We start from the raw sequence: 25,328 nt of genomic DNA on the forward strand, positions 1-25,328 counted from the left end.
GAGACAAACTTAATGCTTCAAATGTTAATATCGGTACAGTTTTTCTGTATATTTTGTTAAAGTTTTATCCGATATTGCTGAATAAAAAAGAGCCCGAAAAAATCTGAGCTCTTTTTATATAGTTGTTTTGTATTTCAATCTATTAGATGTTATTACAAATTAGACAACCATTGTTCAGGGTTTAATGTGGTTGTGTTTTGTAATACTAAAAATTTAATTACGGCTTTCCCTGATCCGTCAGTAACAATATTTCCTATGGTTTGCTTAATTGTCACTTTATCTCCAACAGAAACGCTTACATTATCTAAGTTTTGATAAATGGTGATAAAGTCTCCATGGCGAATAAATACGGCTTTTTTGGTTCCTTGTATGACTTGAACCTGTAATACTTCTCCATCAAAAATAGCTCTGGCTGTTGAACCCGGCATAGCTGCAATTTCAATTCCGCTATTTAGGTGTGTTACTCCTTTGTGTACCGGATCTTGATAATTTCCATAACGCAATTGGATGTATCCTTTTTCAACCGGCCAAGGTAATCTTCCTTTGTTTGCTTTAAAATTATCAGAAACTATTTTGCCTTCCGGCGTTAGGATGAACTTGCTGCTTCCTCCTGTATTTTTCACTCCTGTCTTTGCCGCTGTTTTTTTATTGGCTGCCGCAATAGCTTCTGCAATTAGCTTCTTGATTTTTGCGTCAATTTCTTTTTTCTCTTTTTCTTTTTTTGAAATTTCGGCTGCATATTTCTTTTTATTCTTTTCTAGATCTTTTGCTAATATTTCTTGCTCTTTCTTCTGTTTTTCCAGTTCCGTTTTCTCTGCCTCACTTTCTGCTAAAACTTTTTCTTTCTCTTTTTTTCTGCTCTCCAACTTTACTTTAGCTGTTGCCAAGTCTTTTTGTTTTTCCTGAATTTCGTCACCTTGCATTTTCCTGAAACTTGCATATTGTTTCATGTACTGAATGCGTTTATAGGCTTGTAAAAAACTGTCGGAAGACAAAATAAACATAATGCGACTTTTCTCGTTTCGGCTTTTATAAGATTTTACAATCATTTTTGCATAATCCTCTTTCAAAACATTCAATTCGCGGTTGAGTTTGTTGATTTCGAGTTGGGTTAAATAAATATCGTCTTCCAACAAGCGTTTTTGTTTAGCAGTAGTACTGATTAATTTTTCACTTAAAGCAATACGCGCTTTTTGCTCTTGGATTAAACTAAGAACTGATTTTTCTTTCTTCTTTTCGGTTTGCAACAATTCTTTAAACGCTGCAATCTCTTTTTGAATTTGTATTTTTTGTTGTTCTAACTTTTGCTGTTCTTTGGTTTGAGCAACTGTCATTAGAGAAAAGAAAAATACTAAAAACGCTAAAATACGATTCATTTAACTTCGTTAATTCGATTATTAATTTTCTATAGTTATCCTTTCGTATCCATCAGGAATAGAGAACGGATAATTGAAATCTTCGTCAAAGGTAACATTCTTGTAGGTTAAATCAATATTTACTTTGTCTTCTTGTTGTGCAACAATGGCTACTTCATTTGGTATAAATAATTTTCCTTGTTTGCTATGCGAAGGATACTCTACCGTTAACGCTCGGTTTTGACTTTTTTGAGTGATCGTTTCTTTTTTTACTAAAAAGTTAGCGGCTTCAAAGTAAAATTCTTTTTCTACATCTTCTCTTTTCTTTTCGGAAAGCTTGTACAAATTATCTTGAATTTGAGCAATGTATTTTACTTTGGTCAAGTCGTCAATGGCTTTTCCTAAAAACAAATTTTGAAGTTTTGCAAAATCCAAATCGGTTCCTAACCAATTGCTCAACAGTTGAAAATCACCTTTAAAATAGGTTCCGTTTATTTTTTCAAAATACTGAACTTCCGTTGGCGTAATTAGAGCTTTTGCCATTGGAATCCCAATAAATTTGACGTTTATCCAAATAATTTCATCTTTCTTAATACGGATATCTGCTGTAACACTTTGCGAATTTTTAGCGTCTTGATACTTGGCATTAGCTCTGATTCCAACTGTTTTAAAATCAGAAGGTAAAGCATAATGTTGCTGAATTACTTTAGTAGCTGCCAAATCTTCTGCTGCTGCCGATTCTTCTACCACTGATTTTTTAGCTTTGCAAGAAACCAAAACACTTACAAGGGTAAATACCCAAATTATCTTTTTCATCGTTATTTTTTTGCTTTTTTCAGACTTTCGGCTTTAGAAAAATACGATTTGCTTTGGTTTTCGTTGCCTAAAGCTAAATACGATTCCCCTAGCAAATTGTTAAAGTAAAATTCCAATTCCATATCGTCTACTACAAATTCCAAGCCATTTTTCAGATCTTCAATAGCTTCTTTATACTTTCCTAAGTTATATTTTGCCAAACCGGCATAATAGTACAGCTTAGGCTGAGCTGGAAATGTATCTATGAAAATTTCTGTCTTTAAAGCTAATGCTTCAAAATTTTTAGCATTTGCTAAATTATCTAACAATAAAGAAATACTTTCCCAATCGTTTGGATCATTCATTAGTGCTTTTTCCAGAAATAAAGTCGTTTTTTCATAGTTCTTTTTATTAAAATAAAACTTAGCGACTTCTTTAGCCACATTAATCGTTTTATCTTCGGCTAACAAATCGACTGCCTGTTCTAACGGAACGTCGTATTGCGTTGAATTAGCCGAAAAAATCAGAAATTCGTTCAGCAACTTATGTTTCAGTTTTAAATCGGCTTGTGGATTCTTTAGCACTTTTAAAAGTGATTCTGCTGCTTTATCGCCATTGTTTTCATTGAGATAAAGCTTAAACAAACTGATTTGTGCCCATTCCGAATTTGGAATTTCTTTAGCCAATTGTTTTGCAACTTCGATTGCTTTGTCTTCCTGATTGATTTGCGAATAATACATCATCAAATCAACATAAGCTTGTTGATCTTTAGGATTACTTAGTATCGCTGCTTTTAATTTTGATTCTAAAGATCCGTCTTTTTGAGCCGTTTCTGCTGTTAACCTTTGTTTGTAAAACTCCATGGTTTGACTTAAAACCATCGTTTTTTTCATGTCATCCAAAAGCTTTAAGGCTTCTTCTTTTTGTCCGGTATACATGTAGAGCGAAACCAAATCTTCTTGCATGTTCTCATCAAATTCAATAAGCTTTTTAACTATAGTTATTGACTTCTGATAATCCTTAGTAACATAATAGACGTCGTAAAGTCCGTTCCAATACCAACGTTCTTTAGGATTGAGATCAACTGCTTTTTGAAAAGCTTGTTCGGCTTCTGTATATTTTTTCAGATCGAGATTATTTTTCCCTAACTCATAATAAAAAGCGGCATTATTGGGTTCCGCATCTATACATTTGTCAATAGAAACAATAGCTTTATCATAGTTTTCAATAGCTCTTTGTTTAACAGCGTCATAGAAATTATTTTCAATTTCATTATTCACCATAAGAATATCATCGGGATTTTCTTGTGCCGAAACAGGCAAAGCCAAACCGATAATTCCAAAGAGTAACGCTATTTTTTCTATTCTTTTCACTATTCTAACACTGAATAATCACCAATACTTACCGAAGTAAAATCGCCATCAAATTTAGCATGATTTCCAATCATGGCATTGTCTAATTTAGCATTAACAATTACTGCATTGTTTTGAACCAAACTATTTTTCACTTCCGAATTAATCACTTTTGTTCCGTTTCCTAAAGAAACATAAGGTCCGATGATGGCATTTTCCAATTCAACATCATCACCTATATAACACGGCGGAATAATTGTAGAGTTAATCGTTTTTACCGAAGAAGAAACCATATTTTCTCCATCTTTTTCTAAGAAATTCAACATACGAGAATTGGTTTCAACCGTAACATTTTTATTGCCACAGTCCATCCACTCTTCCACTTTACCCGGAACGAATTTCAATCCTTTTTGCTTCATGTTTTCCAAAGCATCTGTCAATTGATATTCTCCTCCTTTTACAACGTTATTATCTAACAAGTATTGCAGTTCAGCATGTAAAGTTTCTCCCGATTTGAAATAATAAATTCCGATAATAGCCAAATCAGACACAAATTCTTTTGGTTTTTCTACGAAATCAACAATTTCGTTTTTATCATTCAGTTGCACTACGCCAAAAGCACTTGGATCGTCAACTTGTTTTACCCAAATTACGCTATCGGCAGCTGTATCTAATGAAAATTCGGCTCTAAATAAGGTATCGGCATAAGCGATAACCACTGGTCCCGAAAGCGATTCTTTGGCACACATAATAGCGTGAGCTGTTCCTAAAGCTTCATTTTGATAATTGATGATTCCTTTAGCTCCTAATTTTTCAGCAATCGCAATCAAATCTTCTTCTACTTGTTTCCCAAAACTTTCGTGAATGATAAAAGCAATTTCGTCTATAGGTTGGTTGATTACTTTGGCAATATCTTCCACTAAACGATGCACGATAGGCTTACCGGCAATTGGAATTAATGGTTTTGGAACTGTTAATGTATGTGGACGAAGACGTGAACCACGCCCTGCCATTGGGACTATTATTTTCATGTTTTGTATGCCCGAAAAACGGGTATCTTGTTTAAGTTAAACTTTTCTTATTTAGGCTTCGCAACTCTGCACGAAGTAACAAACTTACTGATTACTGTGACTGAACACTTGTCTTACTTCACACCAGTACTACCAAAACCGCCGGCACCGCGTGACGTTTCAGACAATTCTTCTACTTCAATCCATTCGGCGCGTTCGTGTTTAGCAATAACTAATTGTGCTATTCTTTCACCATTTTCTACAATGAATTCTTCGTGAGATAAATTTACTAAAATTACACCAATTTCTCCGCGATAATCAGCATCTACTGTTCCTGGCGAATTTAATACTGTGATTCCTTTTTTAGCTGCCAAACCACTTCTTGGTCTTACTTGTGCTTCGTATCCAACGGGTAATTCTATGAACAATCCGGTTTTAACGATGGCTCTATCTAAAGGTTTTAAAACTATTGGTTCTGCAATATTGGCTCTTAAGTCCATTCCGGCAGAAGCCAACGTTTCGTAATTAGGTAAAGCGTGTTCTGATCTATTGATGATTTTAATTTGCATGCTATTTTCTTCTGATTAATTTCAATACTAATTCTTTCTCATTTCGATATACAAAGTAAGCAAAAAAGAACAAACTGACGATTCCAAAAACATAAGTTCTTCTCAAAACAGGAATATAAAATGAAAGTCCACTCAATACTATTGCTAATCCAATGTACATTGCTATTTTCTTTTTATCATAAGGGATTGGGTAAGCTTTTTGTCCTAAAATATAAGAAATCAACATCATGGTTCCGTAGGCCAAAATGGTAGCAATAGCCGAACCCATATAGCTCCATTTTGGAATCAATAGTACATTGAAAATTAAAGTTACTATAGCTCCGACAATAGAAATATAGGCTCCGATTTTTGTTTTATCGATCAATTTGTACCAAACCGAAAGGTTAGTATAAATTCCTAAAAAGAAATTGGCCATGATAATCAAAGGAACAATATCCATAGCTGACCAATAACTGCTTTTTGGCACTAAAAAGTATTTTAAAACATCTGCAAAAACAATAACTCCCAACGACATGAAGGAACCGAAAATGACAAAGTATTTTGTAATCTCTGCATAAGTTTTAGGTGCATTTTCACTTTTAGCATGACTAAAGAAAAAAGGTTCTATTCCTAAAGTATAAGCCGTTCTAAACAAAACCATAAATACCCCTATTTTGTAACATGCTGAATACGCTCCAATTTCAGAAAGGCTCACATTCATCCATTCCAACAAAATTTTATCAAAATGTTCGTTGATAGCAAACGCAATTCCGGCAATTAAAATAGGGAAACCATACGTAATCATCTGTTTCCACAATTGTTTGTCAAAATTCCATTTAGCCTTGAAATAATCGGGCAAAAGAACCAATAATGTTAATAAACTTGCAATTAATCCTGAAATAAAAATATAACCCACTTGAAAATCAGTAGAATAAATAGCATTTAAAAAGTTATTCGTATGAGACCATTTAGGCAATAAAACCAGAAAAAAGATATTCAATCCTAAATTTACACTAACATTTCCAATTTTAATAATAGCATATTTTATGGGTCTACTCTCTGCTCTTAATTTAGAAAAAGGGATAATTACTAAAGCATCTAAGGCTAAAATCCCAATAGTGTAAATAATATATTCTGCTCTAATTCCGGTTAAATCGGAAATTCCTTGCTGAAAAACCAAACCTAAAATTGTGAAAACGACTGTCGATACTAACAAAGAAATCATGGAAGTAGACACAACATTCTCTTTTTTAGCATCGGAATTGTAAAACCTGAAGAAAGAAGTTTCCATTCCATAAGATAGAATCACGTTAAACAAAACCAACCAGGAAAAGATAATGGTTACTTCTCCCATCTTGCTTTTATCTGTCAAGTAATAGACATACAGCGGATTTAAAATCACGCTCATTATCCTTGGCACCACAGTAGCCAAGCCGTAAATAGCGGTTTGCTTAAAAAGATTTTTGTAAAGGCTCAAGTTTTGTTTGTTTTTGCTTCTACAAAAGTAAGGATTTTGGTGTATCTATATAAAAATAAAAAATAAAGCCAAACATAAAGTTTGGCTCTTTTTTGTAAATATATCTTTGAAATTATCTCAATGCTTCGCTTTAATTAATTTGACCTCTCTCAACGTTCGGTCCAATTATCCGTTCAATGCTTCGCTTTAATTAATTTGACCTCTCTCAACGTTTGGTCCAATTATCCGTTCAATGCTTCCGCACCTCCGACAATTTCTAAGATTTCTCCGGTAATTGCTGCTTGACGCGCTTTATTGTACGTTAATTTCAATTGGTTACGTAATGCCGTTGCATTATCAGTTGCTTTGTGCATTGCTGTCATACGAGCTCCATGCTCTGATGCAAATGAATCGCGAACTGATTTATATAATTGTGTTTTTAGTGATTTAGGGATCAACGTTAACACAATTTCTTCTTTAGAAGGTTCAAAAATATAATCTGAAGCAATAACTTCTCCTTCTGCAATTGGTGCTAATGGTAAAAACTGTTCTGTTTTCACAACTTGAGTAGCGGCATTTTTGAAATTATTGTATACAATTTCAATTTTGTCGTATTCAGCTGCTACGAATTTATCCATCAATATTTGAGCTACTTCTGCAACTCTATCAAATGTTAAATCATCAAAAACTGAACTATAATTAGCAATTACAGTATTGGTTTTACTTAAAATATCGTTTCCTTTTTTACCAATAGAAACCACGTCTACTTGTTTTCCTTGATAAAACTTGGTTCTATTTTTTACTTCTTTGATTACATTGGCATTAAAAGCTCCACAAAGACCTCTGTTAGAAGTTACAGCAACAATTAAAACTTTGTTTACTTCTCTTTGTTCAGCAAAAGCTCCACCAGTATTTCCGTCTAGTGTAGCACTTAAATTTTGTAATAATTCCGTTAATTTCTCAGCATAAGGACGCATTGCTGTGATAGCATCTTGCGCTTTTTTCAATTTAGCTGCAGAAACCATTTTCATCGCCGATGTAATTTGCATCGTTGACTGAACGGAACTAATTCTATTTCTAATTTCCTTTAAGTTTGCCATTTTCTTTAGGTATTTGGTTATTGGCAAAAGGTAAAAGGAACTATTACCCTTTACCTTATACCATTTACCTATTCTCTATTAATATTTTGCTGAAATTTCTTTTGCTACTTTCTCTAACACATCAGTGATGTTGTCATCAAATTTACCTGCTTTTAAGGCATCTAATGTATCGCGATGTTTAGCACCTAAGAAAGCTAAGAAATCTTTTTCGAATTCTTTTACTTTATCAACAGGAACGTTTCTTAACAAGTTTTTGGAACCTGCATAGATAATTGCAACCTGATCTTCTACAGTATATGGATCGTTTACTGATTGTTTCAAGATTTCAACGTTACGTTTACCTTTCTCAATTACGTTCATAGTTGCAGCATCCAAATCAGAACCAAATTTAGCGAAAGCTTCAAGCTCACGGTATTGTGCTTGGTCTAATTTTAAAGTACCTGCTACTTTTTTCATTGATTTAATTTGAGCAGAACCTCCAACACGAGATACAGAGATACCTACGTTAATTGCAGGACGAACACCAGAGTTGAACAAATCTGACTCTAAGAAAATCTGACCGTCAGTAATCGAAATTACGTTTGTTGGGATATATGCAGAAACGTCACCCGCTTGTGTTTCAATGATTGGTAAAGCTGTTAATGAACCACCACCTTTAACAATTGGTTTTAAAGATTCCGGTAAATCGTTCATGTTTTTAGCGATTTCATCATCAGCAATCACTTTACAAGCACGCTCTAATAAACGAGAATGTAAGTAGAAAACGTCTCCTGGGTAAGCCTCACGTCCTGGTGGTCTTCTTAATAACAAAGACACCTCACGGTAAGCTACTGCTTGTTTTGATAAATCATCATAGATAATTAAAGCCGGACGACCTGAGTCACGGAAATACTCTCCGATAGCAGCACCTGCCATTGGAGCATAAACTTGCATTGGAGCAGGGTCAGAAGCATTGGCAGCAACAATAACTGTATAAGCCATTGCTCCTTTGTCTTCTAAAGTTTTAGCGATAGAAGCAACTGTTGAAGCTTTTTGTCCTACTGCAACATATATACAGAATACTGGTTTTCCAGCATCGTAAAATTCTTTTTGATTTAAGATGGTATCGATACAAACTGTAGTTTTACCTGTTTGACGGTCACCAATTACCAACTCACGTTGCCCTCTACCTACAGGAATCATAGCATCAACTGCTTTAATACCTGTTTGTAATGGCTCATTCACCGGTTGACGGAAGATAACTCCCGGAGCTTTACGCTCTAATGGCATCTCATATAAATCACCACCGATAGGCCCTTTACCATCAATAGGGAAACCTAAAGTATCTACTACACGACCTACCATTTGCTCTCCTACTTTAAGAGATGCGATACGCTGTGTTCTTTTTACAGTTGAACCTTCTTTAATACCTGTTGAAGGACCTAACAATACTACCCCAACATTATCTTCTTCTAAGTTCAAAACGATTGCTTCTAATCCATTTTCAAATTGAACTAACTCACCATATTGAGCGTTAGACAATCCGTAAACACGAGCAATACCGTCACCCACCTGAAGTACTGTTCCAACTTCTTCTAAACTAGCACCAGATTGAAAACCTGATAATTGCTTTTTTAATATTGCTGATATTTCAGCAGGTTTAATTTCAGCCATCTTAATTTATAATTTTAACACAATTAAGTGCGTTCTATATTATTAATTACTAAACTCTCTTTTTAATTGTTGCAATCTGTTTGCAACAGATGCATTGTATTGTTTATCACCAATACGTAATACAAACCCTCCGATAATAGCAGGATCTACAACATTAGTGATATTTACTTTCTTAGATGAAAAAGTTGCTACTTTAGCTAATACTTTGCTTTCTAAGACAGCATCTAATGGTACAGCAGTAGTTACAACAGCATTTTCAATACCGTTTACTTCGTTGTACAACACTTCATATTGATTTGCAATAGAAACTAGAATTCCAAATCTTTTATTGTCTTTCAATAATTGAAATAAAGCTTTTGTTTCTGGTTGCGCACTTGCAAAAATTTCAACTAAAGCACTTTCTTTAGTTTGACCATTTACAATAGGACTCTCTAAAAACAATTTCAACTCCTTAGATTCTTTTGCTGCAGCTACAATAGTATTCATATCTGCTAAAACTTTATCCGAGTTATTGTTTCCTTGAGCAATATCGATTATTGCTTTTGCATAGCGAATTGCGGCTCTACTTTCTGCCATAATTAGTTCAATTTAGCGTCATCTAACATTTTTTCAACCAATTTTGATTGTGTTTCTTTGTTAGATAATTCTTCTTTCAATAATTTCTCTGCAATTTCGATAGATAATGTTGAAACTTGAGATTTAATTTCAGCCATTGCAGCATTTTTCTCGCTTTCAATAGTAGCTTTAGCCTGAGCAATCATTTTTTCTCCTTGTACTTGTGCTTCGTCTTTAGCCTCAGCAATCATTTTCTCTTTGATTTCACGAGCATCTTTTAACATAGCATCTCTTTCCACGCGAGCTTCAGCTAACAATTTCTCATTATCTGCCTTTAGGTTTGCTAAATCTTTTTTAGCGTTTTCTGCTGCCATTAAAGCATTTTCAATCCCTTCTTCACGAGCAGCTAAAGCTGCTAAAATTGGTTTCCAAGCAAATTTTGCTAATAATACAATTAAGATTACTAAAATAATTGCTTGCCAGAAAAACAAACCGTATGAAAAATCATTAATTAACTTATCCATTGTATATCTATAATATTTAAGTGTCTTCTAAAATTTGTTTAACAAAACAAGACCTGCAACCAACCGTTGCAGGTTCTTTGTTTTCTTTTAATTACTTTCCTAAGATTAAAGCACCGAATGCTAAACCTTCCAATAATGCACCGATGATAATCATCGCTGTTTGGATTTTACCAGCAGCTTCTGGCTGACGAGCAATAGCGTCCATTGCTGAACCACCAATTTTACCTAAACCTAAACCAGCTCCGATTACGATTAAACCAGCACCTACTAAATTTGGAATTGTCATAATAATTGATTTATATATAATTAAACAAAAATTCTAATAATTAAACGATTGCATTGTCGTGATCTCCTAACTCATCTTCTGAATGATGTTCGTCATGATGATGATCTTGAACTGCCATACCAATAAACAATGAAGATAACATTGTAAAAATAAATGCCTGTAAAAACGCTACTAACAACTCAATGATAGAAATAAACAACGTTAATGCCATTGATGCCCCTATAGCTCCACCTGTTGACAACTGCTGCTTCATCAAGAAAACGATTGCAATCAGCCCCATTACCACTGTGTGACCTGCTGTAATATTAGCAAAAAGACGAATCATCAATGAAAAAGGTTTTGTAAACATACCTAAAACCTCAATAGGAGCCAAAATAATTTTCATTGGCACCGGAACACCCGGCATCCAGAAAATGTGCCCCCAATAATCTTTATTAGCACTGAATTGCGTTATAAAGAAAGTAAACAATGCCAAACACAATGTAACAGCAATATTACCTGTAACGTTAATTCCAAGAGGAGTTAATCCAATTAAGTTTAACAACCATATCAAAAAGAAAACCGTCAACAAGTAAGGCATGAATTTTTTATATTTTTTCTCTCCGATATTGGGACGCGCAATTTCATCTCTAACATAAATTACCAATGGTTCTAATACTCTATTGAATCCTTTTGGTAAATTATTGTGACTTGTTTTGTATGTTTTAGCTAACGATGTAAACATCACAAACAACAACAAAGCTGTTAAGAATAATGAAAACACATTTTTAGTAATTGAAAAATCTAACGGTTTTTCATTTTCAGGATGATGTTCTGCATTGTAATGAATTGTACCTTCAGCATCTGTTTTATAGATTTTACTATGATACAATTTGTAGTATTGACCATCTTTTTCAACAACTTTTTCTCCGTAATGAAATTCAGAAGCAGAAAATATTTTTAATCCGTTATCCAATAAGATTACAGGTAAAGCAAAACCATAATGCTTTCCTTCTTCCTCATCTGAAAAGAATGTGAAATAATAATCATCTTTTAAGTGATGTGCGATATGTTCGTCAATCACTTCTTTTGGAGATAAGTTCTCTTCTCCGTGTGCCTCAGCATGACTTGCATGTTCTTCAGCATGAATTTCATTTGTTTCAACTTTTACACTATCAACAGTATCAGAAGCCAATACATTTGAAGTTGTAAAAACCAGCATTAATGCTGCTAAAATTGAAAGTGGTTTTCTCAGAATCACCATATTCTTTTATTTATATAATTTTTATGGTTCTTAAAAATTTTTGCAAAAGTACAACTTTAATTAAAATTCCAAATTAGAATACATGTTTTTTTTGCTGATTTATTATACAAATTTATTTCAACTCGTTTTTTTTAAGCAAAACTACTGTAAAATAGACATCTAGCCCTATAAAGGATAAAAAAATAAGGATAAAAACAAGCTTGTCTGAAAACGTTTGCGTAATTCCCGAAACAAGACTACTGTAAAATACGTATACAAGAATGTTCTTCACCGTAAAGGTGATTAAGAAAAAAAATCCCATCTGCTCTGACTTTTTTTGATAAAAACCCGAAATTAACAGGAGTAAAAACGACAGTATAGACTCTGCCAAAAATATACTCTTTACAAATGAGGTCACATCTGTGAAAAAAAATGAAAATTGAAGCAACATATTCAAAATTAATATTGCAATACAAGGATATACTATTTTCTGAAAAATACTCTTTTCAAATTTAATCTTCATCTTCTTTATTAATTTGCTGAACTTTTTGAATAACTTGATATAAAGCCAAAAACACTCCGAAGAGTGTTAATGCGGGTTTAAAATATGTTTTTTGATAATAAGCATCTGCTTTAGTTCCTAAATAGGAAAACAAAAAAATAACAGCCCCCATTTGAGTAGGAATTGTTGCAAAATACAGCCACTTACTAGGCCGATTTTTCTTTGGTTTCACTAGACACCGGTTTAAGTTGGTTTTTCATGGTACAAGTTGCTTCAAAGACTGCTCCAGGCTCTACAGCTAATTTTCCTACTGCAACTTCTCCTTTTATAATTGCTTTTGATTTAATACTCAAAAGCTCAGCAACAATAAGCTTCCCGGAAAATTTACCTTCAATATCAACATTTTTACAATTTACGTCTCCTTGAACTTCTCCTGAAGGACCAATAACCAATTTACCTGTTGATGTATAATTTCCGATTAAAACTCCATCAAGTCTAAAATCTGCTTTAGAATCAATGTCTCCTTTAATAAGGGTCCCTTCTACAATTCTATTGGTTTTACCCAGAACATTGTCGTTGTTGTTTTTTGATTTATCAAACATGGTTTTATAGTTTTTTTGGGGTTGCCTACTCTTTATTACTTTGTAACCAAAGCGGAAAATTCTTCTTCACTTGAATTACCGTATAATCGTCTGAAGAGATGCAATACATTTCATCTTTCAACTTATAATCTTTGTAATCTTTCAATAAACTCAATACGGATTTTGCTATATCTTTAGATTTTAGCCCGTGCAAGATAACAAAATCATTTTCCATATCATAAATATCTACTGACAATTTCAAATCACTATTTTTTGTATTATCAAGATATTTTTTCAATGTTGCCAATAACTTCTCCTGTGATGCTTCTGCCGGATATTTTTTAGGAAATACAATTTTCCAACTTGACGATTCTTTTTGTGAAAAATCAAGCTGTTCTAATCTTGGAATATTTTTCTGCATTAACAATTCAGCTTCTTTTCCTTCCTCAGTATTAGGATAAGTCAAAGCCACATAGTTCAATCCTTTTTTGTATTCTTCCAAGCCCAAAAGTCTTCCCGAAACTATGGCTTTTAACATTTCAAATTTAGGCAGAGCTTCATCTCCTATATAATCGTCCACTTTCTGAAGCAGAACAGGATAGACCTCTCGTAATTTCCCTTCTTCTACTTGTTTGTAAAGCCCTTTATAAACCGCATCCGGATTATCATTATCTGTTATAGCTTCTGTTGGATTGCGTATAATCTCTGCATATCTGCTTTCTGGATATTCATTGAGAATATCGTTTTTATACACCAAAGCTTTTTTAGGATCTATAATTTCATAAATTTTATACAAATTGTATTTTGCAGGAAGAATCAATCGCTCTTCAGGGTTGTTTTTCAAAAGTGTTTCTAAACGATTAGCAGCTAATTCATATTCTTTAAACTTCTCTTTATATATAATTCCTAACTGATAATACGCTGCATTTCTTTCCTTGGATAAACTGTCTATTAGTTTAGTATCCGCAGGAACTTGTTCTAAGTAATATTCTACCTTATACAACGGATTTTCTACAACTTCTTCTTTATTACTTTCATTTTCTACAACTTCTTCTTCCTCTTCTCCTTGTTTAATATTTCCTTTATCTTTCGAAGCAGAAAGTCTCCAATTATCTTTTAGGGCTATTTTCCCCCACTTTTTTTGGAATTCAGTTCTACCATAAGCAACTGTCGATTGGTTGTAAAAATAGAATGTACTTTGTTGACCTCCCATACTTGCTCCTCCCGGTGGCGACATCGAAACAGAGCCTTGCTTTCCGTTTAAACCTGATTTGCTTTGATTCTCCGGAAGCTGGCCTCCGTTAGCTCTAATATTTTCTTCTTTTTTTGCCTGCTCTTTAGCTAACTTAGCCTTTAGTTCGTCTTGAATCTTTAATTTATCAATATAATTTTGAAAATAGGTTGTTCTAGCGCTTTCAGACATTGCAACGATGTGTAAAATACTATCATTTTTAACGGCAATCTCTTCGTAGTGAATTACATCTGAAAGGTTATCTCTTTTCTTCTTGATTTTGCGAAATTCCCTGGTTCTTTCATCTAAACGGGTTAATGTACTATCATAATACATTCCAGCAGTTTTATATTTTGCGCTTCTGAAATAGATTTCAGCAATATTTCTATAATTAGACGCACTTAGATAACGATCTTGAGAAAGTGTTTTCAATGACCTGTTGTAATATACTTTTGCCAAAGAATCTTTTTGAAAGTTATCATAGAAAATACCCATTTGATGATTTAAAACATCTAAATAGGGTCTATTTTCTCTATCTTCTAAAAGCTTTTTATATTTTTCTAAAAAGGCTATAGTATCTCCGTTTTTATAATCAAACTGTTTTGCTTGCTCCGCATGTGCATGAATCACGTATCGACGAGGCGATTTTCGTTTCATGTCGATCACCTCCTGATAAGCTGCAAAAGCACTATCAGGATAACCTACTTTGTCATAGAGCTGTCCCAGAATAAAAGTATAACGTGCTTTTTCTTCTTTATTTTTCGTTTCTAGTTTGGCTACTCTTAAAGTCGTAACGGCACTGTCAAGAGCTTCCAAATTAATATAAGCTTGTGAAAGCATCGCATTGGCATCTGCCAAATCTTGTCCTTCAATTTTTTGGTCTCCCAATAATTTTTTAAGATTTTTAATAGCTAATTCTTCACTATTTAAACGAATATTGACTTTTTCACGCCAAACTTTAGCATGATAAATACGATCACTTTTAGGATACTTATAAAGAATATAATTAAATGCTTCTAAAGCCGGAAGATATCGGTTTTCATAATAGCGGGCTTTACCTAATAAAATATAAGCTTCGTCCATTTGCGGATTTTTCTCTGTTCCGCCAATATTCATAGAATGCTTTTGAATAGCTTTTGTTGCTTTTTCTTCGGCACGATCAAAATTGGTATTTTTAGATTGCCCCGGTAAAGTATTTTGTTCTTTATTAACGGTTCTCTCAATAGGTAAAACTTCCCAATAATTGTCTTGATAGGTTACTTTTAGCTCTTCCAGACCAACATCTAATGCTAAATTCCCGTTATACAAAACATTATATTCGGTAGTAACTGCGTGGAAATTACGATTGATGAACTTATCTTTTTTAACTGAACAGGCAATTATTAAAAATAATGTTCCAAACGCAAAAAAATATGTAGATAGTTTGTTGTTTTTCAAAATAAAACGTTTTTTAAACCTTTAACTCAATTGTATAGTTTTTAGTATAAAGATTGGTAAAAATACGTTTCTTTTTGATATGTAAAAAAAAATCCTTTTTTTTTGTTATTCTTCAACGACTTTTAATCCTTTAATTACTTTAAAAGCAACATCAATTTGTTCGTCACGAACAATAATGGTAAATTCATTTGTAGTTGAAATAACTTCGTGAATAATAACACCTTCCCAAGCTAAACGTTGAAAAATATAGTAATAAACTCCGGGAACTGATACATTCTCTTGTGGTAATTTTACAGAAATAGAGGAAAGATTCTCTATTTTATGAGTTCTCTTTTCATTCTTAAAAATATCATCTACTAAGTCAGCCACTGTCTTACTGATGATAATATTAGTTTCATTAACTCCACGAGAAGAAGTATAGAAAATATCTTGATTTTTGTTCACTTCTGAAATTAATTTCACTTGATTCTCTAATAAAGTTTCAGAAATAGCAAAAGCGTAATCTACCAATGATGAACGAACCGTGATTTCTCCTAAATTTTTTAAAACCTTGGAAATCTTTAAGTTGATTTTAAAATCTAACTCTTCAGAAAGCCTCTTAAGTGCCATAACAACAGCACCTTGTTTCACATCTTTTCCCAATTCTTTTTCTAGCTCAGGCATCATCACTCTAGCTAATGAGGTAAGATTAATAATCCCTTGCGATAAGGAATTTAGCAGAAAGGGCTTGGCTTTAATGTAGTTTTCTACTACTGAAGAAATCGTTTTCATTTTGTTAGATTTGTCGTGTTGTCTCCACAAATATATAAAAAGAAAACAAATTGTTATAATTATAACTTAAAAATAATAAAAAGCTTCTTTAATATGCTCTATGTTAAATTCATTTCCTTGCTTAGTTACGGCAATAATATCGAAGCGAACTTCAACATCTAAATCATTTTTCTCTACATATTGATTTACCGCCTTAACCAGAAGCTGAATCTTCTTTGGTTTCACAAAATCTTGTGGCAATCCAAAATCGTTAGACGAACGCGTTTTAACTTCTACAACTATCAACAAATTATCTTTTTGAGCAATAACATCAACTTCGGCTTTGTCGAAAAACCAATTGGTTTCTAGGATGGCATAACCTTCTTGTTGTAAAAAATCAACGGCTAATTCTTCTCCTAATTTCCCTAATTCGTTATGTTCTGCCATGTCATTGCGAGTTTACGAAGCAATCTTTTTTATTTGAATAACAAAATCACTTCTTTATCATTTACTACAAATTCTACTTGACTACCAAAAATTAACGTTCTGTTGTCTTTTTGGTGGCCAGCAGGAAAATCAAACGCCACCGGAATATTGTATTCTTGAGCTATCGCTGTAATGATTTGGACAGCATTTTGCCCAAAAGGGATTTCGTTATCGTGCATATCGGTCATTCCGCCCACAATTAAACCGCGCAATTCTTCAAAATAACCGTTGCGTTTTAGATTATACATCATTCGGTCTACATGATATAAATATTCGTCTAAATCTTCAATAAACAATATTTTACCTTTGGTATCAATCGACGATTTAGAACCTAATAGACTGTATAAAATAGACAAATTTCCACCGACCAATTCTCCTTTGGCTTTTCCTAAAATATTATACGAAACTGAAGAGACTTTGTATTCAATTGCTTCTCCAAATAATGCTTTTCGCAACGTTTCTTTTACTTCCTCGGGCGCTTTGGGAACTGTAAAAGGCATAATAGAATGCAAAGACGCTACTCTTTCTTGATTCAACTGACTGTGCAAAACCGTTACATCACTAAAACCCATAATCCACTTTGGATGTTTTTTGAATTTTTTAAAATTGAGTTGATCAATAATTCGAACGGTTCCATATCCGCCACGAGCACACCAAATCGCTTTAATGTTTTCGTCATCCATTTGCTGTTGAAAATCGGCTGCACGCTCTGCATCGGTTCCTCCTAATTGGCAACTGTCTAATCCTATGGTATTTCCTAATCTTACTTTTAAGCCCCAAGATTCCAAAAGTTCCATAGCAGGCTTAGCGTCTTCAGGAAAAAATTTTCGTGCGGTACAAACAATAGCAACTGTGTCGCCTTTTTTTAAATAAGGAGGAATGATCATTTTCTTTTGTGAATAAGAATGAATTGATAAAAAATATAGGATTACAAAATATCTCCACATCGAATTCTGTAATTAACTTTATCAAAAATACATAAAATCAAATCAAAAATTCGCTAATTCATGACTAATGAATTATTTTTGCAGTCATTTCGATTCGTTTCGAAAGCTAAATTTATTTTTTATGTTAGAAAATCCGAAAAGATATACCATTACGGCAGCGTTGCCTTACACTAATGGTCCTATTCATATTGGGCATTTAGCGGGTGTTTATGTTCCAGCTGATATTTATGCCCGTTACCTTCGCTTGCAAGGAAAAGATGTTGCTTTTGTTTGCGGAAGCGATGAACATGGTGTTGCTATTTCTATGAAAGCCAAAAAAGAAGGCATTACACCACAAGAAGTAATTGACAAATACGACGGAATCATTCGCAAATCATTTGAAGATTTCGGAATTGCTTTTGATAATTATTCGAGAACTTCGGCAAAAATTCATCATGACACCGCTTCTGAGTTTTTCAGAAAATTGTATGATGACGGAAAATTTATTGAAGAAACTACCGAACAGTTATACGACGAAAAAGCAGATCAGTTTTTAGCGGATCGTTTTGTGATTGGAACATGTCCGAAATGCGGTAACGAAGAAGCGTATGGTGACCAGTGTGAAAAATGCGGAACGTCTTTAAATGCAACCGATTTAATTAATCCGAAATCGACTATTACAGGAACTAAACCCGTTTTAAAATCAACAAAACATTGGTTTTTACCTTTAAACGAATATGATGCATTTTTACGCGAATGGATTTTAGAAGGTCATAAAAGCGATTGGAAACCCAATGTATATGGACAAGTAAAATCTTGGGTTGATGGCGGTTTAGAACCTCGTGCCGTAACTCGTGACCTGGACTGGGGGATTGATGTGCCGGTAGAAGGTGCCGAAGGCAAAAAACTATACGTTTGGTTTGATGCTCCTATTGGTTACATTTCGTCTACCAAAGAATGGGCTACCAGAGAGGGAAAAGATTGGGAACCGTATTGGAAAGATCAAGACACCAAATTGGTTCACTTCATTGGGAAAGATAATATTGTATTCCACTGTATCATTTTCCCGGTCATGTTAAAAGCTGAAGGAAGTTATATTTTGCCAGATAATGTTCCGGCGAACGAATTCTTAAATTTAGAGGGCAACAAATTATCTACTTCTAAAAATTGGGCGGTTTGGCTACACGAATATTTAGAAGATTTCCCGGAAAAACAAGATGCTTTGCGTTACGCTTTAACTGCAAATGCTCCGGAGACCAAAGACAATGATTTCACTTGGAAAGATTTTCAAGCGAGAAACAATAATGAATTAGCAGCGATTTTTGGAAATTTCATTAATCGTGTGGTGGTGTTAACACACAAATATTACAACGGAATTGTTCCGCAACCTAACGAATTAACAGAAGTTGACGAACAAACTTTAGCCGAATTGAAAGCCTATCCGGCGGTGATTACTTCTTCTATTGAGCGTTATCGTTTTAGAGAAGCGCTAGGCGAAATGATGAATGTTGCCCGTTTAGGAAATAAATATTTAGCAGATGAAGAACCATGGAAGATGGTTAAGGAAAATCCGGAGCGTGTTAAAACCCAAATGTATATTGCGTTGCAAATTGCTTCTGCTTTGGCTATTTTAGCCGAGCCGTTTTTACCGTTCACTTCTACTAAATTGAAAAACATTTTAAACATTGAGTCCAATGCTTGGGATTTAGATTTCAAACAATGGAATTTAGTAAAACCGGAACACGAAATTGGCAAAGCCGAAATCTTGTTTGCTCAAATTGAAGATGCTGATATTCAAAAGCAATTGGATAAACTAGAGGCTTCTAAAAAAGCAAACCAAATAGCTAATGCTAAAGCAGAACCACAAAAAGAAACCGCAACTTTTGACGATTTCTTAAAAATGGATTTGCGTGTTGGCACTATTATAGAAGCTGAAAAAATGCCAAAAGCCAATAAACTTTTAGTATTAAAAGTAGATACCGGAATTGACGTGCGTACCATAGTTTCTGGAATTGCAGAACATTTTTCACCAGAAGAAGTTGTTGGAAAACGAGTAACGGTTTTAGTCAACTTGGCACCAAGAGCTCTTCGCGGTGTGGAAAGTCAAGGTATGATCTTAATGACTAACAATGCCGAAGGAAAATTAGTTTTTGTAAATCCAGATGGTGAAGGCATTTTAAACGGTGCCACGATAAATTAAATTTTGTAACTTTAAAGAAAAAGAAATTATGTTATCTAAAAACATTGAAGAAGCATTAAATAAGCAAATCAAAATTGAAGCAGAATCTTCTCAGATTTACTTGTCAATGGCTTGTTGGGCCGAAATTCAAGGTTTAGAAGGAGTTGCTCAGTTTATGTATAATCAATCAGATGAAGAGCGTATCCACATGCTTAAATTGATAAAATATGTAAACGAAAGAGGTGGTCATGCTCAAATTACAGATTTAAAAGCTCCAAAAACTAAGTTTGGAACATTTAAAGAAATGTTTGAGGAACTATACCAACATGAATTGTTTGTTTCTAACTCAATCAATGAATTAGTTCACATCACTTTAGGAGAAAGAGATTATGCCACACATAATTTCTTACAATGGTATGTTGCAGAGCAAATAGAAGAAGAAGCACAAGCGAAAACTATATTAGATAAAATAAAGTTAATTGGTGAAGACCGTGGTGGTTTATATTTATTTGACCGAGATATTCAACAACTTTCTGTAACCAGTTCTATAACTATTAATCCTTAATAATTTTTATTTAGAATATTTAAAAATAATTGTATCTTTGCTTATCTTAAGAAGTTATCCTAATGGGCAAAGAAAAAAAGGAGAAGAAAAAAAATAAAAAACTTAAAGAAAGTAAAATTCTCCACATTAAAGCTGTTGAAAACTGTAAATCAAAATGTTGTGAAAAATACAAAAAGGGAGAAAACAAACGTTGTAAGCGTTGTCCTATGTTTGATTTACTAAAAAAAGTGTCTTAAAAGAATATTGTATATAACATATTTCAAAAAGCTGGATTTTGATCAAAATCCAGCTTTTGTCTTTTTATATTTTCCACTTTATTTTCCTTTCAAATATTTCATTTATTTAGAATTCAACCTTCGTATATAATTTTATTACTAAAAAATTAAATAGTACTTTTGAAGAAAAAAAATGAAAAAGGGCGTTTTATTAGTCAATTTAGGTTCTCCTGACAGCACTTCTGTAAAAGACGTAAAAAAATATCTCGATGAATTCTTAATGGATGAAAGAGTAATTGATGTTCCTTATCTGTTAAGAGCCTTTCTTGTTAAAGGAATTATTCTTAATACCAGACCTAAAAAATCGGCGGCTGCTTATCAAAAAATCTGGTGGCCGGAAGGTTCTCCGTTAATTGTCTTGTCTAAAAGATTACAAGACAAAGTCCAGCAAAACGTAAGCGTTCCGGTTGAGTTAGCTATGCGTTATGGCAATCCAAGTATTGAAACCGGCTTACAAAAATTACATGCACAAGGAGTAGATGAAGTGTTATTACTTCCGCTTTATCCGCAATTTGCTATGGCAACTACTGAAACTATTTTGGTCTTAGCCGAAGAAATCCGCAAAAAGAAATTCCCAAAAATGGAATTCACGATTTTACCGGCATTCTACAATCAAAAAGATTACATTAGAGATTTGTCAAATTCCATTAAACGTTCTTTAGAAGAATTCAATCATGATTATCTTTTATTTTCCTATCATGGTGTTCCGGAGCGACATATTAAAAAGAGCGACATTACAAAATCGCATTGTCAAATTGACGGCAGTTGTTGTAATACTCCTTCTAAAGCCCATGAATTTTGTTACAGACATCAATGTTATGAAACGACCAAGCAAGTGGCTGAATTTTTAGATTTACCCGAAGGAACTTACAGTACGTCTTTTCAATCCCGTTTAGGGAAAGATCCTTGGTTACAACCTTATACTGATGCTACCATTGATGGCTTAGCAGAAAAAGGAATCCAAAACTTAGCCGTAGTTACTCCTGCTTTCGTATCAGATTGTTTAGAAACTTTAGAGGAAATTGGCATGGAAGCTGCTCATAGTTTTAAAGAACATGGTGGCAAAAATTTCTTAGCCATTCCATGTCTTAATGATAATGAGGATTGGGTAAAAACCTTAAGCCGTTGGGTTGACCAATGGGCTTTAGCATAACAACTTCTATTAAATGGCAATTACTTCAAGTGAATTAGGCGAATTAGACATCAAAAAATTGTTGCTGAAACAATCCATTCCGGCATCAATAGGTATTCTATTCATGTCCTTAAATATATTAGTAGACACCATCTTTGTAGGACAATGGATTGGTTCTTTGGCGATAGCTGCTGTTTCCGTAGTTTTGCCCTTTACTTTCCTCATTTCTTCTTTAGGAATGGCTATTGGCGTAGGCGGAAGTTCCATTATTTCAATAGCGTTAGGCGCTAAAGAACCTGAGAAAGCTGAAATAACTTTTGGAAACCAAATTACTATGACACTTATTCTAGCATTAGGTTCTGTAGGTATTGGTTATTTCTTTTCTGATGAAGTTTTAGTTTTATTCGGGGCTAATGGTGCTATTTTGCAACCTGCTAAAGAATTCTACTTTCCTGTTTTATTAGGTGTTCCTTTTTTAGCACTTTGCATGACAGGAAATACCGTAATTCGAGCGGAAGGAAAACCGAAGTTCGCTATGTATGCCATGTTAATTCCCGCTTTTGGAAACTTAATTCTTGATATTGTTTTCATCAAGGTTTTAGATTATGGTATTTTTGGAGCAGCTTTAGCCACTTCAATCTCTTACTTTTTGTGCTTCTTATTTATTCTTTGGTTTTTCATTGCCAAATCTGAAATAAGGATTTCAACCACTCATCTGGTACTTAAAGGAAAAATAGTTCGTGAAATTTCATCGTTAGGATTTGTCACTTTTGCCCGTCAAGGCGTAGTTAGTCTTTTAGCTATAATTGTCAACACTACTTTATTTGTACATTCAGGCGAAGCAGGTGTTACTATTTATGGCATCATTAACCGAATGCTGATGTTTGCTTTATTTCCTATTTTAGGAATCACGCAAGGTTTTTTACCTGTTGCCGGTTATAATTTTGGAGCTCAACAATATCATAGAGTTCGACAATCTATTTATTACTCTATTATTTCCGCTTCGGTTTTAGCCACCATTATCTTTTTAGGAATCTTCATTTTCTCTGAATCATTGATTCGCGTTTTCACCAATGACGAAACTATTATTCACGATTCCTCAGATGCGTTACGTTGGGTTTTTGCGGTCACTCCTATAATTGCTATTCAGTTAATTGGCGCTGCCTATTTTCAAGCCATTGGAAAAGCAATTCCCGCTTTGCTTTTAACGTTAACCAAACAAGGTTTCTTCTTGATTCCTTTAGTCATTATTTTACCAAAATATTTCGGTACATTTGGAGTATGGCTTTCTTTTCCCATTTCAGATGTTTTGGCAACACTAGTCACCGGATATTTTCTACGAAAAGAAATTAAGGCTACTTTAAAAGAGTAAAAAAATGGAATATAACTATATTAAAGCACTACATTTAATTTTTGTAGTCACTTGGTTTGCAGGATTATTTTACATTGTACGTCTTTTTGTGTACCATGCCGAAGCCAAAAACAAACCGCAACCCGAACAAGATATTTTAACGAAACAATATCAATTAATGGAATACCGTTTGTGGTACATCATTACTTGGCCCAGTGCTGTTTTAGCCAGTATTTTTGCTTTTTGGATGTTGTTTTTCACACCAACAGGAAAAGCTTGGCTTCAAATGCCATGGATGCACGTCAAATTATTTTTTGTTTTTTTACTGTATTTATATCATTTAAAGTGTCACCAAATTTTTCTTCATCTACAAAAGAATGAAGTCAAACAATCTTCTACTTTTTTTCGTTTATGGAATGAAGGCGCTACGTTAATTTTATTTGCTGTCGTTTTTTTAGTAATTTTAAAGAATGCCATCAATTGGATTTATGGAGTAATAGGAATCATTTTGTTTTCTGTTTTACTGATGATCGGATTTAAGTTCTACAAAAAAATTAGAGAGCACAACGAAAAACAATGACGGATTGGTTAGACATAAAAAGATTATCTCTTCGTACGAGAATTTTTTTCTCCATGATTTTGTTGACTCTAATCGCTTCTGTTTTAATCGCAGGAGTTTCCATTTATCAATTTAAAAAAGAAGCTAAAGTTTACCACCAAGATCGGTTAGAACGAAAGGAAAATGCTATTTTAGAACATATCAACTACGTTCTTCAAACCACAACTTATCCTTTAACATCTGAAAATATTCCGCTTATTTTTAAAGATAGAGTTCATGAATTATCAGATATCCACAGTACAGAAATCAATTTTTATGATTTAGATGGAAATTTACTGATATCTTCTAAAGCGGTTTTTAAATTGGATAGCATTCAACCGAAAATCAACAGAGCTACACTTCAAATTCTCCGGAATTCGTTAGAAAAAAGATACATCGAATTTACATCACGAGACGGACAGCAATTTCGTTCTTCCTATTCCTATATTAAGGATACCAAATTTAAGCCTTTAGCCATTTTGAATCTTCCTTACGAAGAAGATACTGCTTTTTATGACAATGAGATTAAAAACTTCTTAATTCGCTTTGGGCAGGTTTACATTTTAATGTTGCTTATTGCTGTTATTTTATCGTATTTTTTATCGAGTTACATTACCCAATCTTTAAAAATTATTAGTGATAAAATCAGAGAAACCAGTTTCAATCAGCTCAACCAAAAAATTGAATTGGAAGCCGGAAGCAAAGAAATCAATTTATTGATTCAATCGTATAACAACATGGTGGACCAATTAGAAGCCAGCGCATCGCAATTAGCACAAAGTCAAAGAGAACAGGCTTGGCGAGAAATGGCAAAACAAGTCGCTCACGAAATCAAAAATCCGTTGACACCCATGCGATTAACAGTACAAAGTTTCCAACGAAAATTTGATCCGAATGACCCTAATATCAAACAAAAATTAGACGATTACACCCATACGTTGATTCAACAAATTGACACCATGAGTGCTGTTGCCAATGCGTTTTCCAATTTTGCTTCGATGCCTGCACAACAAAATGAAACTTTAAATGTGGTAAAAGTCATCCAATTGGCGTTAGAAATTTTTAACGAAGATTGTATTGTATTTGAAAGTTCGCAAAAAGAAATCATCACTAATTTAGACCGAACGCAACTCATTCGCATCATCACTAATTTGGTTAAAAACGGAATTCAAGCCATTCCTGATGAGCAAGAAGACAAACAAGTTAAAGTTACTGTTACACAAGAAAATAAAGAAGTTATTATAGCTGTTCAAGATAATGGAAAGGGAATTTCCGAAGAAAATAAATCTCATATTTTCGAACCAAAATTCACCACAAAATCCAGTGGAATGGGACTTGGTTTAGCCATTATCAAAAACATCATTGAAAATTATAACGGAACTATTACCTTTGAAACTGAATCAAACAAGGGAACGACATTTTTTGTTCGTTTACCTATAACTGAATAAAATTTTTAGAA

General features: G+C 33.6%; 25 protein-coding genes. 7 read left to right on the plus strand and 18 right to left on the minus strand.

The annotated features are described in order from the left end of the window. Positions 1 to 152 precede the first annotated feature (152 nt). The 18 genes from ACUSJC_RS08585 to ACUSJC_RS08670 all read right to left on the minus strand — a co-directional run bounded on the left by ACUSJC_RS08585 (position 153) and on the right by ACUSJC_RS08670 (position 17,730). Complete coding sequence (locus ACUSJC_RS08585; RefSeq protein ID WP_449269158.1) at positions 153 to 1,376, minus strand: murein hydrolase activator EnvC family protein; 1,224 nt, start codon at positions 1,374 to 1,376, stop codon at positions 153 to 155. Positions 1,377 to 1,397: 21 nt separating this feature from the next. Then, entirely contained in the window at positions 1,398 to 2,171 is a 774-nt protein-coding gene (locus tag ACUSJC_RS08590) for a DUF4292 domain-containing protein (protein ID WP_449269159.1), read from the minus strand. A gap of 2 nt (positions 2,172 to 2,173) precedes the next feature. Beyond that, positions 2,174 to 3,523, minus strand: a complete 1,350-nt coding sequence (locus tag ACUSJC_RS08595; RefSeq protein WP_449269160.1) for a tetratricopeptide repeat protein — start codon at positions 3,521 to 3,523, stop codon at positions 2,174 to 2,176. After that, entirely contained in the window at positions 3,523 to 4,533 is a 1,011-nt protein-coding gene (locus ACUSJC_RS08600; protein ID WP_449269161.1) for a sugar phosphate nucleotidyltransferase, read from the minus strand. The genes ACUSJC_RS08595 and ACUSJC_RS08600 overlap by 1 nt, the downstream gene beginning before the upstream one ends. A gap of 113 nt (positions 4,534 to 4,646) precedes the next feature. Then, entirely contained in the window at positions 4,647 to 5,081 is a 435-nt protein-coding gene (gene dut / locus ACUSJC_RS08605; protein WP_449269162.1) for a dUTP diphosphatase, read from the minus strand. Position 5,082: 1 nt separating this feature from the next. Next, the gene (locus ACUSJC_RS08610) at positions 5,083 to 6,537 is read right to left on the minus strand and encodes a lipopolysaccharide biosynthesis protein (RefSeq protein WP_449269163.1); all 1,455 of its coding nucleotides are present in this window, start codon (positions 6,535 to 6,537) and stop codon (positions 5,083 to 5,085) included. Between the two features lie 221 nt (positions 6,538 to 6,758). Further along, positions 6,759 to 7,616: an ATP synthase F1 subunit gamma gene (gene atpG, locus ACUSJC_RS08615; RefSeq protein WP_449269164.1), complete on the minus strand. Its 858-nt coding sequence runs from the start codon at positions 7,614 to 7,616 to the stop codon at positions 6,759 to 6,761. 78 nt (positions 7,617 to 7,694) lie between these two features. Beyond that, complete coding sequence (gene atpA, locus ACUSJC_RS08620; RefSeq protein WP_449269165.1) at positions 7,695 to 9,269, minus strand: F0F1 ATP synthase subunit alpha; 1,575 nt, start codon at positions 9,267 to 9,269, stop codon at positions 7,695 to 7,697. 42 nt (positions 9,270 to 9,311) lie between these two features. Continuing rightward, on the minus strand, positions 9,312 to 9,845 hold the full coding sequence (gene atpH / locus ACUSJC_RS08625) for an ATP synthase F1 subunit delta (protein ID WP_449269166.1): 534 nt from the start codon (positions 9,843 to 9,845) through the stop codon (positions 9,312 to 9,314). A gap of 2 nt (positions 9,846 to 9,847) precedes the next feature. After that, a complete protein-coding gene (locus ACUSJC_RS08630; protein ID WP_449269167.1) occupies positions 9,848 to 10,348 on the minus strand; it encodes a F0F1 ATP synthase subunit B in 501 nt (166 codons plus the stop codon). Positions 10,349 to 10,439: 91 nt separating this feature from the next. After that, positions 10,440 to 10,634 (minus strand): ATP synthase F0 subunit C, encoded by a 195-nt coding sequence (locus tag ACUSJC_RS08635; RefSeq protein ID WP_379806511.1) that lies wholly within the window; start codon positions 10,632 to 10,634, stop codon positions 10,440 to 10,442. Positions 10,635 to 10,674: 40 nt separating this feature from the next. Further along, entirely contained in the window at positions 10,675 to 11,877 is a 1,203-nt protein-coding gene (gene atpB / locus ACUSJC_RS08640; RefSeq protein WP_449269168.1) for a F0F1 ATP synthase subunit A, read from the minus strand. 491 nt (positions 11,878 to 12,368) lie between these two features. Beyond that, positions 12,369 to 12,590, minus strand: coding sequence for an AtpZ/AtpI family protein (locus ACUSJC_RS08645; RefSeq protein ID WP_449269169.1), 222 nt, complete (start codon positions 12,588 to 12,590; stop codon positions 12,369 to 12,371). Next, positions 12,565 to 12,960, minus strand: coding sequence for a bactofilin family protein (locus tag ACUSJC_RS08650; protein WP_449269170.1), 396 nt, complete (start codon positions 12,958 to 12,960; stop codon positions 12,565 to 12,567). The genes ACUSJC_RS08645 and ACUSJC_RS08650 overlap by 26 nt, the downstream gene beginning before the upstream one ends. Positions 12,961 to 12,985: 25 nt before the next feature. Beyond that, entirely contained in the window at positions 12,986 to 15,607 is a 2,622-nt protein-coding gene (porW, locus tag ACUSJC_RS08655; RefSeq protein WP_449269171.1) for a type IX secretion system periplasmic lipoprotein PorW/SprE, read from the minus strand. Between the two features lie 105 nt (positions 15,608 to 15,712). After that, positions 15,713 to 16,378 carry an aspartate kinase gene (locus tag ACUSJC_RS08660; protein WP_449269172.1) on the minus strand — a complete coding sequence of 222 codons (666 nt, stop codon included), beginning with the start codon at positions 16,376 to 16,378 and terminating at the stop codon, positions 15,713 to 15,715. Positions 16,379 to 16,444: 66 nt separating this feature from the next. After that, positions 16,445 to 16,804 carry a YraN family protein gene (locus ACUSJC_RS08665; RefSeq protein ID WP_449269173.1) on the minus strand — a complete coding sequence of 120 codons (360 nt, stop codon included), beginning with the start codon at positions 16,802 to 16,804 and terminating at the stop codon, positions 16,445 to 16,447. 29 nt (positions 16,805 to 16,833) lie between these two features. Next, positions 16,834 to 17,730 carry a S66 peptidase family protein gene (locus tag ACUSJC_RS08670; RefSeq protein ID WP_449269174.1) on the minus strand — a complete coding sequence of 299 codons (897 nt, stop codon included), beginning with the start codon at positions 17,728 to 17,730 and terminating at the stop codon, positions 16,834 to 16,836. 181 nt (positions 17,731 to 17,911) lie between these two features. Between ACUSJC_RS08670 and metG the strand changes: the two genes are divergently transcribed. From metG to ACUSJC_RS08705, 7 genes are all read left to right on the plus strand, one after another. Next, positions 17,912 to 19,969, plus strand: a complete 2,058-nt coding sequence (metG, locus tag ACUSJC_RS08675) for a methionine--tRNA ligase (RefSeq protein WP_449269175.1) — start codon at positions 17,912 to 17,914, stop codon at positions 19,967 to 19,969. A gap of 28 nt (positions 19,970 to 19,997) precedes the next feature. After that, a complete protein-coding gene (locus ACUSJC_RS08680) occupies positions 19,998 to 20,513 on the plus strand; it encodes a ferritin (RefSeq protein WP_449269176.1) in 516 nt (171 codons plus the stop codon). Positions 20,514 to 20,575: 62 nt separating this feature from the next. Next, positions 20,576 to 20,749, plus strand: a complete 174-nt coding sequence (locus tag ACUSJC_RS08685; RefSeq protein WP_449269177.1) for a hypothetical protein — start codon at positions 20,576 to 20,578, stop codon at positions 20,747 to 20,749. Between the two features lie 172 nt (positions 20,750 to 20,921). Further along, a complete protein-coding gene (gene hemH, locus ACUSJC_RS08690) occupies positions 20,922 to 21,941 on the plus strand; it encodes a ferrochelatase (RefSeq protein ID WP_449269178.1) in 1,020 nt (339 codons plus the stop codon). A gap of 13 nt (positions 21,942 to 21,954) precedes the next feature. After that, positions 21,955 to 23,292 carry an MATE family efflux transporter gene (locus ACUSJC_RS08695; protein ID WP_449269179.1) on the plus strand — a complete coding sequence of 446 codons (1,338 nt, stop codon included), beginning with the start codon at positions 21,955 to 21,957 and terminating at the stop codon, positions 23,290 to 23,292. A gap of 4 nt (positions 23,293 to 23,296) precedes the next feature. After that, complete coding sequence (locus ACUSJC_RS08700; protein ID WP_449269180.1) at positions 23,297 to 23,851, plus strand: CopD family protein; 555 nt, start codon at positions 23,297 to 23,299, stop codon at positions 23,849 to 23,851. After that, on the plus strand, positions 23,848 to 25,317 hold the full coding sequence (locus ACUSJC_RS08705) for an ATP-binding protein (RefSeq protein ID WP_449269181.1): 1,470 nt from the start codon (positions 23,848 to 23,850) through the stop codon (positions 25,315 to 25,317). The genes ACUSJC_RS08700 and ACUSJC_RS08705 overlap by 4 nt, the downstream gene beginning before the upstream one ends. Positions 25,318 to 25,328 lie beyond the last annotated feature (11 nt).

This window comes from Flavobacterium sp. U410, assembly GCF_053570605.1.